Source organism: Pectobacterium parvum, from assembly GCF_020971565.1.
Lineage (GTDB): Bacteria > Pseudomonadota > Gammaproteobacteria > Enterobacterales > Enterobacteriaceae > Pectobacterium > Pectobacterium polare.
The window spans coordinates 2,541,886-2,555,993 of sequence record NZ_CP087392.1 but is presented as its reverse complement, the minus strand read 5'-3'; the positions used below and the strand labels follow the sequence as shown (position 1 = coordinate 2,555,993).

Annotated in this window: 10 protein-coding genes, 1 pseudogene and 1 other annotated feature; of the genes and pseudogenes, 5 read left to right on the top strand and 6 right to left on the bottom strand. The window is 52.8% G+C overall.

Annotated elements, in window-relative coordinates:
* From trpCF to LOZ86_RS11535, 3 genes and pseudogenes are all read right to left on the bottom strand, one after another.
* Complete coding sequence (gene trpCF, locus LOZ86_RS11545; RefSeq protein ID WP_039513639.1) at nucleotides 1-1,368, bottom strand: bifunctional indole-3-glycerol-phosphate synthase TrpC/phosphoribosylanthranilate isomerase TrpF; 1,368 nt, start codon at nucleotides 1,366-1,368, stop codon at nucleotides 1-3.
* Nucleotides 1,369-1,375: 7 nt separating this feature from the next.
* Nucleotides 1,376-3,036: pseudogene (gene trpD, locus LOZ86_RS11540) on the bottom strand (bifunctional anthranilate synthase glutamate amidotransferase component TrpG/anthranilate phosphoribosyltransferase TrpD).
* Nucleotides 3,036-4,598 (bottom strand): anthranilate synthase component 1, encoded by a 1,563-nt coding sequence (locus tag LOZ86_RS11535; protein WP_039480870.1) that lies wholly within the window; start codon nucleotides 4,596-4,598, stop codon nucleotides 3,036-3,038. The pseudogene trpD and the gene LOZ86_RS11535 overlap by 1 nt, the downstream one beginning before the upstream one ends.
* A 31-nt stretch (nucleotides 4,599-4,629) precedes the next feature.
* Nucleotides 4,630-4,734, bottom strand: a sequence feature (Trp leader region).
* 213 nt (nucleotides 4,735-4,947) lie between these two features.
* Here LOZ86_RS11535 and rnm point away from each other — a divergent pair.
* From rnm to rluB, 3 genes are all read left to right on the top strand, one after another.
* Entirely contained in the window at nucleotides 4,948-5,820 is an 873-nt protein-coding gene (rnm, locus tag LOZ86_RS11530; protein WP_039480868.1) for an RNase RNM, read from the top strand.
* A 169-nt stretch (nucleotides 5,821-5,989) separates the two neighbouring features.
* The gene (locus LOZ86_RS11525; protein ID WP_039480865.1) at nucleotides 5,990-6,610 is read left to right on the top strand and encodes an L-threonylcarbamoyladenylate synthase; all 621 of its coding nucleotides are present in this window, start codon (nucleotides 5,990-5,992) and stop codon (nucleotides 6,608-6,610) included.
* A gap of 178 nt (nucleotides 6,611-6,788) precedes the next feature.
* Complete coding sequence (gene rluB / locus LOZ86_RS11520; RefSeq protein WP_039480862.1) at nucleotides 6,789-7,673, top strand: 23S rRNA pseudouridine(2605) synthase RluB; 885 nt, start codon at nucleotides 6,789-6,791, stop codon at nucleotides 7,671-7,673.
* A 206-nt stretch (nucleotides 7,674-7,879) separates the two neighbouring features.
* Here rluB and cobO read toward each other — a convergent pair whose 3' ends face one another.
* Both cobO and LOZ86_RS11510 read right to left on the bottom strand, forming a co-directional pair.
* Nucleotides 7,880-8,470 carry a cob(I)yrinic acid a,c-diamide adenosyltransferase gene (gene cobO / locus LOZ86_RS11515; RefSeq protein WP_039480859.1) on the bottom strand — a complete coding sequence of 197 codons (591 nt, stop codon included), beginning with the start codon at nucleotides 8,468-8,470 and terminating at the stop codon, nucleotides 7,880-7,882.
* 17 nt (nucleotides 8,471-8,487) lie between these two features.
* Complete coding sequence (locus LOZ86_RS11510; protein ID WP_039480856.1) at nucleotides 8,488-9,249, bottom strand: YciK family oxidoreductase; 762 nt, start codon at nucleotides 9,247-9,249, stop codon at nucleotides 8,488-8,490.
* Nucleotides 9,250-9,605: 356 nt separating this feature from the next.
* Between LOZ86_RS11510 and sohB the strand changes: the two genes are divergently transcribed.
* Nucleotides 9,606-10,652: a protease SohB gene (gene sohB, locus LOZ86_RS11505; RefSeq protein ID WP_039480853.1), complete on the top strand. Its 1,047-nt coding sequence runs from the start codon at nucleotides 9,606-9,608 to the stop codon at nucleotides 10,650-10,652.
* A gap of 58 nt (nucleotides 10,653-10,710) precedes the next feature.
* Here sohB and LOZ86_RS11500 read toward each other — a convergent pair whose 3' ends face one another.
* Nucleotides 10,711-10,980, bottom strand: a complete 270-nt coding sequence (locus LOZ86_RS11500; protein WP_039276201.1) for a YciN family protein — start codon at nucleotides 10,978-10,980, stop codon at nucleotides 10,711-10,713.
* A 367-nt stretch (nucleotides 10,981-11,347) separates the two neighbouring features.
* Here LOZ86_RS11500 and topA point away from each other — a divergent pair, with 367 nt between their 5' ends.
* Entirely contained in the window at nucleotides 11,348-13,948 is a 2,601-nt protein-coding gene (gene topA / locus LOZ86_RS11495; RefSeq protein WP_039480851.1) for a type I DNA topoisomerase, read from the top strand.
* Nucleotides 13,949-14,108 lie beyond the last annotated feature (160 nt).

Sequence of the window (14,108 nt, the reverse complement as noted above, 5' to 3'; positions counted from 1 at the left end):
TTAGTGCTGCGGTTGACGTAATGTCGCAAAAACCGCAGCAATTTTATGTGAGTCTTTTTTTCCCGGTTCGCTTTCTACCCCGGAATTGAAATCCAGTCCTGCGCAACCTTGCTGTGCTGCCAGTGCGCAGTTATCGCTATTCAGGCCACCGGCCAACAGCACGTTATCCAATGACTGATTCGCCAGCAGCGACCAGTTGAAGGTTTTACCGCTACCGCCCTGACCGTTGTCAAACACGTAGCGATCGACGTGGGCGAGATTGCGCTCAGGCAGGACATCCGCGATGCTCAGCGCTTTCCAAATTTGGCAAGCCGCCGGTAATTGCTGACGTAGCTGGCTGATGATCTGTTGATCTTCATCGCCGTGGAGTTGAACGGCCGCTAATCCCAACTGCGTCGTGATAGCAACGATGTGTTCGACAGGCGCATTGCGGAAAACACCGACATAGCGCAGTGGGGCACCCGTCATAACGTCGGCGGCTTGTTTGGCGTCAACGTAGCGTGGGGAACTGGCGACAAAGATTAAACCACCATAGAGCGCACCCGCGTGATAGGCGGCCTGTGCATCTGCTGCACGCATTAGGCCACAGACCTTGTTTTCACCCAAAATAACGCGACGTACCGCGCCGTTCTGATCCGGTTCAGACATCAGTGAACTGCCGATCAGGAAGCCCTGGGCAAACGCGCTGAGTTCACGAATCTGTGCCTGACAATTGATACCGGATTCACTGATCACGGTGACGCCTGCGGGCAGACGCGGTGCAAGCGTCTGGGTGCGGTTGAGGTCAATCGAGAGATCGCGCAGGTCGCGGTTGTTGATCCCGACGACGCGTGCTTCGAGCTGAATGGCACGCAGCAGCTCTTCTTCATTACTGACTTCTGTCAACACGCCCAGCTTCAGGCTGTGCGCCACTTCAGCCAGTTGCTGATACTGCTCGTCGTCCAGCACGGACAGCATCAGCAGAATGGCATCGGCCTGATAGTAGCGAGCCAGATAGATCTGGTAGGGCGAAATAATAAAGTCTTTGCACAACACCGGCTGATGTACTGCCGCGCTAACCTGCGGCAGGAAAGCAAAATCGCCCTGAAAATACTTCTCGTCGGTTAAAACGGAAATGGCGGACGCGTAATCTTTATAGACCCGAGCTATTGCTACTGGGTCGAAATCATCGCGAATCAATCCCTTCGATGGTGAAGCCTTTTTGCATTCAAGAATAAAGGCGGGTTTATCTTGTTTCAGCGCCTGATAAAAGTCGCGCTGGCTGGGAACGATCTCATGCTGAAAAGAGGTCAGCGGCTGTGCTTTTTCTCGTTCCGCAACCCAGAGCGCTTTATCACGCACAATTTTATGTAATACGGTTTCCTGCATGGTTCCATTATCCTCTGGCGGACAGGGCGATAACGCGCTGATAAGCCTGTCCACTATGAATGACTTCAAGCGCCTGTTGCGCATTTTGGCGCAGATCTTCTTGTCCGAATAATCTCAGGAGCAGCGCAACGTTGGCGGCAACCGCCGCGGCGTGCGCGCGTTCACCTTTACCTTGTAGCAGTGACGCGAGAATGTCACGATTTTCTTCTGGCGTACCGCCTTGTAATGCCGACAGCGGATACGCATCGAGACCGAAATCGCGGTGCGTCAGTTCGTAGGTTTCGATCTCGCCATTGTTCAACTCGGCAACCTGCGTCGGTGCATGAATTGCGACTTCATCCATTCCTCCACCGTGTACAACCGCGGCACGCTGGTAGCCCAGCACCTTCAGCGTTTCGGCGATAGGGCGAACTAATTCGGGGCTATACACGCCAATCAGCGCCAGCGGTGGGCGAGCGGGGTTAACCAACGGCCCCAGCACGTTGAAGACGGTGCGCGTTTTGAGCTGCTGACGAACCGGCATGGCATGACGGAAGCCCAGATGGTATTGCGGAGCAAACAGGAAACATACACCCAGATCGTCCAGCGCCTGACGGGAGTCCTGCGCGCTCATATCCAGCTTAATACCGAAAGCGGAGAGCAAGTCTGAGGAGCCGGAACGGCTGGAGACGCTGCGGTTGCCGTGCTTGGTGATTTTCAGGCCACAGCTGGCAGCAACGAAGGCACTGGCCGTCGAAATGTTGATGCTGTTGGTGCCGTCACCGCCTGTGCCGACGATATCGGCAAATAAATAGTCAGGGCGCGGGAACGGCTGCGCATCGGCTAGCAAGGCCGTGGCGGCACCGGCGATCTCATCGGGATGCTCGCCGCGCACTTTCATGCTAATCAATGCCGCTGCCAGCTGGCTGGCTTCCAGTTCACCGCGAATAATGGCGCCAAACAGCGCCTGACTTTCCTGACGGCTGATAGGGTTCGCGCCGTATAATTTTTCCAATATGTGTTGCATGGTCATGACATCCTGAGCAGTAGACGGTTCCTGGGTCTTAGAAGACTGTTGTGTAGAAGACAGTTGCATAATCGTATCCCTCGTTAAGCCAGCGCCCAGTCCAGCGTTTGTTCCAGCAGTCGAGCGCCGTGCGTGGTCAGGATCGACTCAGGGTGGAATTGAAAACCGCAGACGCGATCCGCATCGTTTCGCACGGCCATGACCATCGTGTTGAAGTGTGCATTGACGGTCAGCGTCGAAGGAATGTTGCTACCGACCAGCGAGTGGTAGCGAGCGACGGGCAACGGATGCGGCAAACCGCTAAACATGCCACTGGCATCGTGATCGATGGCAGACGCTTTGCCATGCAGAATTTCACCCGCCTGACCGACATGGCCGCCGTAGGCTTCCACGATGGCCTGATGGCCGAGGCAAATGCCGATGATCGGCAACTGACCGCGCAAACGTTGTAGGAGTTCTGGCATACAACCCGCTTCGGCTGGCGTGCCAGGGCCGGGGGAGAGCATCAGAATCGGTCTTTCCATTTGCTGTAACCGTGTGATGATGACATCGGCAGGCAGATGGTTACGGTAAATCACGACCTGATGACCGCTGGAACGCAGTTGATCCACCAGGTTGTAGGTGAATGAATCGATATTATCGAGCAGCAGGATGTCGGCCATCAGAAAATCTCCTTTGCATGGTGCGCACTGGCAATGGCTCGCAGTACGGCCCGGGCTTTATTACGCGTTTCGTCGGCTTCGGCCTGAGGGTTAGAATCCAGCACCACGCCCGCACCAGCCTGAACGGTGGCAATACCGTCTTCGACATAGGCGGAGCGAATGACGATGCAGGTGTCCAGGTCGCCGTGAGCCGTGAAGTAGCCCACCGCGCCGCCGTAGCTGCCGCGTCGGGTTTTCTCACTTTCGGCAATCAGCTGCATGGCCCGGACTTTCGGTGCGCCGCTCAGCGTGCCCATGTTCATGCAGGCGCGGTAGGCGTGCAGCACATCTAAATCTTCACGCAATGTGCCCACTACGCGGGAGACCAGATGCATCACAAAGGAATAGCGGTCAACTTTGGTCAAATCAGCAACGTAACGGCTGCCCGGCTGACAGATGCGCGCCAGATCGTTACGGGCTAAATCGACCAGCATCAAATGTTCAGCCAGCTCTTTATGGTCGGTACGCATTTCCAACTCAATACGGCTATCGAGATCGCGATCTAGCGAGCCATCGGCACGGCGACCGCGTGGGCGGGTACCGGCAATGGGATAGATTTCGATTTGACGGCTGTCGGCATCGTATTTCAGCGAGCTTTCCGGCGAGGCACCGAACAGCGTGAAATCCTGATCCTGCATGTAAAACATGTAAGGGCTGGGATTGCTATCCTTCAGCGTTTGGTAGGCGGCCAGCGGTGAAGGACACGGCAGAGAGAAACGACGTGATGGCACGACCTGGAAAATTTCACCGATGCGGATGGCTGCTTGCATCTGACTGACGACTTCACCGAAGGCTTCATCGCTCTGGTTGCAGCTCAGCGTCATGTCTTCGATGGACTGACGTGGCAGCGCAGGTGCTGGCTGGGTGAGCTGAAGTTGCAGCTGTTCCAGACGCTGTTGCAGACGCTGCTTTTCGCTATGGTCCGGTGTAAACAGGCTGGCTTGCAGTGCGGTCACACGTTTTTGGTGGTCAAGCACCAGCAGCGTTTCTGCCAGATAGAAGCAAAAGTCCGGGCAACGCTGCTGCTGGCTCAGCGCAGGTAATTCTTCAAATCCTGCGACCAGATCGTAGGCGAACAGGCCGCCGAGAAACATGGCTTCACGCTCGTCTGTCGGGCAGGCGACCAGCGTCAGAATCTGGCGTAAGGCATCAAACACGGACAGCGAACGCAGGCGAGCATCTTCGTCCTGCATGGCGTCTGCCAGTGGGAACGTGAGTTCACGACCGTTTGGACGCGGTTGATTGATAATCTCCGCTGGCAGCGCGGCATCCAGAAGCGGCAGGAGGCTGGCGCCGTTTGCGGTTAATGCTTGAATGGAAACCTGCTGACCCAGTGCAGTGATGCGCAGTGCGCTATCGACGATCAACAGGCTTTTCAGGTTTTGCTTGCTGTCGATTTCAGCCGACTCTAACAGCAACGTTGCCGGTCTGGCACCGCAGAGCTGATGGAAGATGGCGCTGGGGTCGTTACGATAAACGGCCTCGATACGCAGCAGTTCCAGTTTAGGTTGTGTTGTTTGCATTCTTGCTACCCGTTTAATGTTGTGCCCATCAAATAAAAAGCCCGCTTAGTTAAGCGGGCCTGGGAATATCTGCATGTGTGATAACAGCGATGCGTGATTAGTCCACCCGCGATAGGGAAGCGCGCCACCAACCATGTTTCATCATTTTCTGCGTTGCCATTATCATCATCTCACTGTTTGTATACTGTCTGCGTACCGAACTTGCGTACTAGTTAACTGGTTCGGCGATAAAATGTCAACACCTTCAATATGATTATTTTATTACTCAGGGAAACGGCGGGCATTACCATTTGCTTCCTATTAATGGCATCATGCGGCCTTCGCATTATTCTTGTTAATGGATAGGCTTGTGCCAGAAGATTCTCAACCGATATCGTCATTTCCACTTTATGATTTGCATAGCCATACCACGGCATCTGATGGCCTTTTAACGCCGACGGCGCTGGTCAGTCGGGCGGTAGACATGCGGGTGAGCGTGCTGGCCATTACCGATCACGACACGACGGCTGGACTTGACGAAGCGCAGAATGCGATTGCACAGCAGGGGTTGCCGCTGAGGTTGATTCCTGGCGTGGAGATCTCCACGCTGTGGGAAAATCATGAGATCCATATTGTCGGGTTGGGGATGGATATTGCACATCCAGCGTTAACGGGGTTGCTGCAACAGCAGGCAGCGTGTCGGCAGAGTCGGGCGGAACAGATTGCGGCTCGATTGGAAAAAAATCGTATTCCCGATGCGCTGGCGGGCGCACAGCGTCTGGCGACCGGAGGGCAGATTACACGTGCGCATTTTGCCCGTTATCTGATCGAACTGGGTATCGCGGCGAATATGAATCAGGTGTTCAAAAAATATCTGGCGAAAGGCAAAATCGGTTACGTGCCACCGCAGTGGTGCACCATTCCGCAAGCGATTGAGGCGATTCATCAATCCGGCGGTGTGTCGGTGTTGGCGCATCCGGGGCGCTACGATTTGACTGCCAAATGGTTAAAGCGTCTGTTAGCTACCTTCGCAGAAAGCGGCGGGATCGCGATGGAAGTGGCGCAATGCCAACAGGCACCGGATGAGCGTACGCAACTGGGGCGCTATGCGCGCGACTTCAACCTAATGGCGTCGCAAGGATCGGATTTCCACCTGCCATGCGCCTGGATTGAGCTGGGCCGCAAGCTGTGGCTGCCTGCCGATGTCGAACCCGTTTGGCATCATCCCGTGTTGGTAGACTAGCGGTGCATAGCCGTGTTGATGCCATGTCGTTCTTTTTGAAATAACAAATTCATGGAATAACAATCTTTTACTATCAACACGTTCTATAATAATCCTATTACACTATTTGCACGATGAAGCGGGTTGGAATGCACAACGCCGCGAAATGTCAGACGTACGAGGTAGGGTCATGAGCCAGTTTTTCTATATTCACCCGCAGAATCCGCAGCCGCGATTGATCAATCAGTCGGTGGAATTTTTGCATAAAGGTGGGGTGATTGTTTATCCAACGGATTCCGGTTACGCGTTGGGCTGTATGTTGGGCGAAAAGAACGCGCTGGAACGCATCTGCCGGATTCGCGATCTGGGTAGCGATCATAACTTCACGTTGATGTGTCGCGATCTGTCTGAACTGTCGACATATGCCCATGTTGATAACTCTGCTTTCCGGTTGATTAAAAATAATACGCCGGGTAATTACACGTTTATTCTGAAAGCGACGAAAGAGGTGCCTCGCCGCTTAATGAATGAAAAGCGTAAAACCATCGGCCTGCGCGTTCCGTCCAATCCTATCGCACTGGAGCTGCTTGCCGCGCTGAATGAGCCGTTGATGTCGACCACGCTGATGCTACCAGGAAATGATTTTGCTGAATCCGATCCAGAAGAAATTCAGGACAGATTGGGAAAACTGGTGGATTTGATTATTCACGGTGGCTCATTGGGTCAACAGCCGACGACGGTTATCGACTTGACCGAATCCGTGCCGCGCGTCGCCCGTGAAGGTACCGGTGATGTCACGCCGTTCCTATAAGCGCAACGACGAGCGGTAACAATGGGAATACAAATGGCGCGAAGATCGGTATAATCACGCAAGTTTTTAATACGACGAACGATTTTTACGTACACACTATTTTTACGTAACGTGCTGAATTTTATCAGCAGTTATGACTCCCCCCGACGCCTGGGAAGGCGACACTAGAGGTTGCTCAATGAGCGAAAAGTTACAAAAAGTTCTGGCGCGTGCCGGACATGGCTCACGCCGCGAAGTTGAAGTTATCATTCAGGCTGGACGCGTCAGCGTTGACGGTAAGATTGCCACTCTGGGCGATCGCGTTGAAGTGACGAAAGCCACCAAAATCCGTATCGATGGTCATGTGGTTACCGTTAAGGAAACCGAAGAGTCCGTGTGCCGCGTACTGATGTACTATAAACCGGAAGGTGAGTTGTGCACCCGTAACGATCCTGATGGCCGCCCGACGGTATTTGACCGTTTGCCAAAAATTCAGGGCTCTCGCTGGGTTGCAGTAGGGCGTCTGGATGTGAACACTTCCGGTCTGCTGCTGTTCACGACCGACGGTGAGTTAGCCAATCGCCTGATGCACCCAAGCCGTGAAGTTGAGCGTGAATATGCTGTGCGTGTCTTCGGTGTTGTTGACGACGAAAAAATCAAACAGCTGAGTAAAGGTGTACAGCTGGAAGACGGCCCTGCATCATTCCGCACTATCCGCTATCAGGGCGGTGAAGGTCTGAACCAGTGGTATAACGTGACGCTGACCGAAGGGCGCAACCGTGAAGTTCGCCGTCTGTGGGAAGCGGTTGGCGTGCAGGTTAGCCGCCTGATTCGCGTGCGCTACGGCGACATTTCGTTGCCGAAAGGTATTCCTCGCGGTGGCTGGACAGAAATGCCGTTGGAACAATTGAACTATCTGCGTGAATTAGTGCAGCTTCCGGCAGAAACGGTATCGAAACTACCGGTTGAGCGTGAGCGCCGTCGGGTGAAAGCGAACCAGATCCGTCGTGCGGTAAAACGTCACAGCCAGCTCAACAGTGCTCCGGCGCGCCGTACCTCGCCAAAGTCGAAGCGCAACGGTTAATATCGTTATTCCTACGCTTTACGGGCAGCCTTCGCTGCCCGAATAGGTTGTTATTTACCGAATGAAAACGGGCGTAACGGAATAGAAGAGTAAAGCGTTTGCGCCAGGGATGGCGCAATCCGAGCTTACATGGACGTACTTGCAGCGTCTTTACGATCTATCCGTTACTCCCGCGCACCGGCCTTTGTCAGCAATAAGGCTAACGACTACCAGTCAATGCCTTGCTGTGCCTGAATCCCGTTATCAAACGCATGTTTTACCGGACGCATTTCCGTCACGGTATCGGCCATTTCTAGCAAGTCTCGATGGCAACCTCGTCCGGTAATAATGACCGTCTGACCGGCAGGGCGCTGTTTTAATGCAGTGACAACGTCACTTAAATCCAGATAATCATAGCTAATCATATACGTCAGTTCATCCAACACGACGAGGTCGAGCTGTGGATCGGCCAACATGCGTTTGCCATGTTGCCAGACGTGCTGTGCCGCTTCGGTATCCGTCTGGCGATTCTGTGTATCCCAGGTAAAGCCCGTCGCCATGACCTGAAATTCCACGCCGTGTTGTTGCAGCAGATTCTTCTCACCGTTAGGCCATTCGCCTTTAATAAACTGGATCACGCCTGCCCGTAATCCGTGGCCTATCGCTCGCGTGACGGTACCAAACGCCGCGGTGGTTTTTCCTTTCCCGTTCCCGGTGAAAACGATCAAGATACCGCGCGTTTCATTCGCGGCGGCAATGCGGGCGTCGACCTTTTCTTTCAGGCGTTGTTGGCGTTGCTGGTGGCGTTCATCGCTCATCGTGCGGCTCTTCTCTATTATTCGGCTGGACCGGCTTTTCTGCCCGGCTGTGCGTCAAAACTCATCCCCGTCTTGCGGCGGCTGTCATCGCCCATCAGGTAGAGATACAGCGGCATAATATCTGCTGGCGTTTTCAGTCTCATCGGATCTTCATTGGGGAAGGCCGATGCACGCATTCCCGTACGTGTTCCACCGGGATTAATACAGTTCACGCGTAGATTTTGTGAATGGTATTCTTCGGCCAGCACTTGCATCAAGCCTTCTGTCGCGAACTTGGATACGGAATAGGCTCCCCAGCCGGCGCGACCTTCGCGGCCCACGCTGGAACTGGTGAAAACCAGAGAAGAGCACAGTGATTTCAATAACAGAGGTAGCAGCGCCTGCGTCAGCATAAAGGTTGCGTTGACGTTGACCTGCATAACCTGATGCCAGATCTCCGGCGTTTGCTGTGTGATAGGGGCAATTTCCCCGAGTAATCCGGCGTTGTGGAGAACCCCATCCAGATGCGGCACAACCTGCGCCAGTTCGTCAGCCAGTTGAAAGCACTGCGCGGAGGATAAAGCCAGCATATCGCAAACAACAACATGCGCTGGCGTACCGTGATCCTGCTCGATCTGCTGTTTAACCGACTGAAGTTTACTTTCTGTCCGCCCTAATAAGATGACGTGCGCGCCGTAGCGGGCGTAGGTCAGCGCAGCTTCCCGACCAATGCCGTCGCCCGCACCGGTGACCAGAATGATGCGGTTTTGCAGTAAATCGATTTTAGGTTGGTAATGCACAATGAATTCCTCTTGCCGTGGCGCAAAACAGCCACGCTTCAGATAATAGACCTGCCATCGCGTGTCGGCACGACGATATGCGTCAGTCGTGCCGCTCGGAACGTCAGATAACGGCGCATCCGGGCAGGGTGAATGGGGGTGTTATGCCTCAAATATCGACTGTTTTCAATGAGACTGCCTCTATTTATCCCCGTGCTGTTGTAAAAAGCAGCAACAGGCGTAAAAACCGCAGGAATAACATCGCCATATTGCGTGCCATCAGTTAGGTTATAGGAAGGGAATGGCGCACGACGTCAACGCCATGGTTGGTGAGTAAACCAACATTAATTAATACGCAGTCAATGAGGACGGTGTTTGTGGAATTACTTTCTCTGTACGGTTTATTCCTGGCTAAGGTACTCACCATCGTGGTGGCTATTGGTGCGTTAGTCGTTCTGGCATTCGGGATGACGCAGCGTAAACGCCCACATAAAGGTGAGTTGCAGGTCACGAATCTGGGTGAACAATATCAGGAAATGCAGCGCGAAATGCAGACTGCCTGTATGAGCGACACCGAGCGTAAGCTGTTATCGAAACAAGAAAAGAAGAAAGAAAAAGAAACCGCGAAGCAAGATAAACAGCGCGCCAAACGTGGCGAAGAAAAGAGTGTTAAGCCGTGCCTGTACGTGCTCGATTTCAACGGCAGTATGGATGCGGGCGAAGTCAGTTCGCTGCGTGAAGAGATCTCCGCCGTGCTCGCTGTGGCGAAACCAAAAGATGAGGTATTGCTGCGTCTGGAAAGCCCTGGCGGTGTCGTGCACGGTTATGGGTTGGCGGCCTCGCAATTGCAACGTTTACGTCAGGGCGGCGTACGCTTGACGGTCTCTGTGGATAAAGTGGCTGCCAGTGGCGGCTATATGATGGCCTGTGTGGCTGACCGTATCGTAGCGGCACCGTTTGCGATTGTCGGGTCTATTGGTGTTGTGGCACAAATCCCCAACTTCCACCGTTTGCTGAAAAACAAAGACATTGATGTTGAGCTGCACACTGCGGGTGAATTCAAGCGTACGCTGACGCTGTTTGGTGAGAATACTGAACAAGGCCGTGAGAAGTTCCGCGAAGATCTGAATGTCACGCACACGCTGTTTAAGGACTTTGTGCAGCAGATGCGTCCTTCGCTGGATATTGATTCGGTCGCGACAGGAGAGCACTGGTTTGGTTCACAGGCGAAAGAGTTGGGGTTGGTCGATTCTATCGGTACCAGTGACGATCTACTGATTGCTGAAATGGCCAGCCATGAAGTCTTAAGCGTTCGCTATACGCGGCGTAAACGCCTGCTGGATCGTCTGACGGGCAGCGCAGGCGAGACCGCAGAACGTCTGATGCTACGCTGGTGGCAACGTGGTTCAAAACCGCTGCTGTAATTGCTAAAACATTAAACCGTACACAATCAAATGCCCGCGAATTTGCGGGTATTCGTTTTTAATCGATCAAGTCGTATTTTTCGGATAAAACATGCGCAAGATGCTTGAACATGTTAAATACCGCGGTGCTTTTTAAGGTCGGTATTCCGTTCTCATCGAGAAAAAACTCACCGCGAAAAACCAGCACGCCGTTTTTTTGTTCTACGCTATCAGCGACCATGCCATGCAAATAATCATCGTGATGTTTAATGATGTCATTGGCTTCAATTAATAAGCTCTGGCGGTCAATAGGACGCTTTTCTTCGTTAACCTGATGTTCAGGTGACATGATTGTTACTCCTGTACTCACCCTTGAAAAAGGGGGGGATTGTACTATATCAACAAGGCTATTTCTAAAATCAACACCGCGATTTCAAAACGCAATGCGGTTATTTCAAAAGTCGCACCAAGAGAAAGGGTACTGCGATACGGTTTCAGCGTAAAGGTAGATTATGATGCAAAGGGACTACATTTTAGGGGCTTACCTGCCGATATTCAGTATGGCAGGAAGCGGGTAAAATAGGATTTCCATGCTAATTAGGTTGCGTGGCAGTATTTATCAGGTAGAGTGTGGGATTTTGCGCATTCAGTAGAATCCGCTCTGATGCTCCGAAAAATATCTGATTTTCAGAAGAATTCAGCAGGTAATAGTACATATGGGTAAAGCTCTCGTTATCGTCGAGTCCCCGGCAAAAGCCAAAACGATCAATAAGTATTTAGGCAATGACTACGTGGTTAAATCCAGCGTCGGTCATGTGCGCGATTTGCCGACGAGTGGCTCAGTCAGTAAAAAGAGCGCGGACTCAACGACTAAAGATAAAACGAAAAAGAAAGTCAAAAAGGATGAGAAATCCGCGCTAGTTAATCGTATGGGCGTCGACCCTTATCATGGCTGGAAAGCCAACTACGAGATACTGCCGGGTAAGGAGAAGGTTGTCTCCGAATTAAAAACACTGGCGGAAAATGCTGACCACATCTATCTCGCAACCGACCTTGACCGCGAAGGGGAAGCCATTGCCTGGCACCTGCGGGAAATCATTGGTGGTGACGATCAGCGTTTCAGCCGCGTGGTGTTTAACGAAATCACGAAAAATGCCATTAAACAGGCGTTTGAAAAACCAGACACGTTGAATATTGACCGCGTGAATGCCCAGCAGGCACGTCGATTTATGGATCGCGTGGTGGGTTACATGGTTTCTCCGCTGCTGTGGAAAAAAATCGCCCGTGGCCTGTCCGCTGGGCGCGTACAGTCGGTTGCGGTACGCCTGATTGTCGATCGCGAGCGTGAAATCAAAGCGTTCGTGCCGGAAGAATATTGGGAACTGCACGCTGATTTACTGGCAGGCAGCGATATTCAACTGCAAATGCAGGTGACGCATCACAACGGCAAGCTGTTTAAACCGATTAATAAAGAACAAACACATGCAGCGGTCAGCCTGCTTGAGAACGCGCGCTATGTGGTTGCCGATCGTGAAGATAAGCCGACCAGCAGCAAGCCAGGCGCACCGTTCATCACCTCCACGCTGCAACAGGCTGCCAGTACACGCCTTGGCTTCGGCGTGAAAAAGACCATGATGATGGCGCAGCGTCTGTACGAAGCGGGCTACATTACCTACATGCGTACCGACTCAACGAACCTCAGTCAGGATGCCTTGACGATGGTACGTGGCTATATTGGCGAAGAGTTCGGCAAGCGTTATCTGCCCGAGTCTGCGAACCTTTACAGCAGCAAAGAAAACTCGCAGGAAGCGCACGAAGCGATTCGTCCTTCCGATGTTGGCGTGTTAGCTGACAACCTGAAAGATATGGAAGCCGATGCGCAGAAACTGTATCAGCTGATTTGGCGTCAGTTCGTCGCCTGCCAAATGACACCAGCGCAATACGATTCCACCACGTTAATCGTGAAAGCTGCCGATTATCAGCTGCGTGCCAAAGGCCGTACGCTACGCTTCGATGGCTGGACGAAAGTCATGCCTGCGCTGCGTAAAAATGATGAAGACCGCACGTTGCCGACCGTGGCGGTGGGCGAAGCGCTGTCGCTGCAGAAACTGCTGCCAGGGCAACACTTCACTAAACCACCTGCACGTTACAGCGATGCCTCTCTGGTTAAAGAGCTGGAAAAACGCGGGATTGGTCGTCCGTCTACCTACGCGTCTATTATTTCAACCATCCAGGATCGCGGCTATGTCCGAGCGGAGAATCGCCGTTTCTACGCCGAGAAAATGGGTGAAATCGTTACCGATCGACTGGAAGAAAACTTCCGCGAACTGATGAATTACGATTTCACCGCCCGGATGGAAAGCCGTCTCGATCAGGTCGCCAATAATCAGGCGGAATGGAAAGCGGTACTGGATGAGTTCTTCAACGAATTTAGCCAGCAGTTGGAAAAAGCAGAGCAGGATCCTGAAGAAGGCGGCATGCGTCCCAATGCGATGGTATTAACCAGCATTGACTGCCCAACTTGCTCTCGTCAAATGGGTATCCGTACTGCCAGTACCGGGGTGTTCCTGGGCTGTTCCGGCTATGCACTGCCGCCGAAAGAGCGCTGTAAGACCACGATCAACCTGATACCGGAAACGGAAGTGCTGAACGTGTTGGAAGGTGATGATGCCGAAACCAACGCGCTGCGTGCTCGTCGTCGCTGCGAAAAATGCGGTACGGCGATGGACAGCTACCTGATTGATAATCAGCGCAAGCTACACGTTTGCGGAAATAACCCAGCTTGTGACGGATATGAGATCGAAGCCGGTGAATTCCGCATCAAAGGCTACGATGGTCCGATTGTTGAGTGCGAGAAATGTGGCTCCGAGATGCACCTCAAAATGGGTCGCTTCGGTAAATACATGGCGTGCACTGGCGAGACGTGTAGTAACACGCGTAAAATCCTGCGTAATGGCGATGTTGCGCCACCGAAAGAAGATCCGGTGCCGTTACCTGAGCTGCCTTGCGAGAAGTCAGATGCCTATTTCGTATTACGTGATGGCGCAGCAGGGGTCTTCCTTGCCGCTAATACGTTCCCGAAATCTCGCGAAACGCGGGCACCGCTGGTAGAAGAACTGGTGCGCTTCAAGGATCGTTTATCGGAAAAACTGCGCTATCTGGCCGATGCTCCTGTGGCTGATAAAGACGGCAACAAAACGCAGGTGCGTTTCAGCCGTAAGACCAAACAGCAATATGTCTCGTCAGAGAAAGACGGCAAGGCAACGGGCTGGTCAGCGTTTTACATTGATGGCAAATGGGTTGAAGGGAAGAAGTAACTTCTTTCAGTTACCCTGCGCATAACTGGGTTATGTGTAAGACATCGCTACATCAAGCCAGCCGCAAGGCTGGCTTTTTTGATCGCAGAAAATATCCAGATAAAACAGATATATGAAGATTGTGCTGCGGTAGCATAAGGATTGTTGATCCGTGATAGAG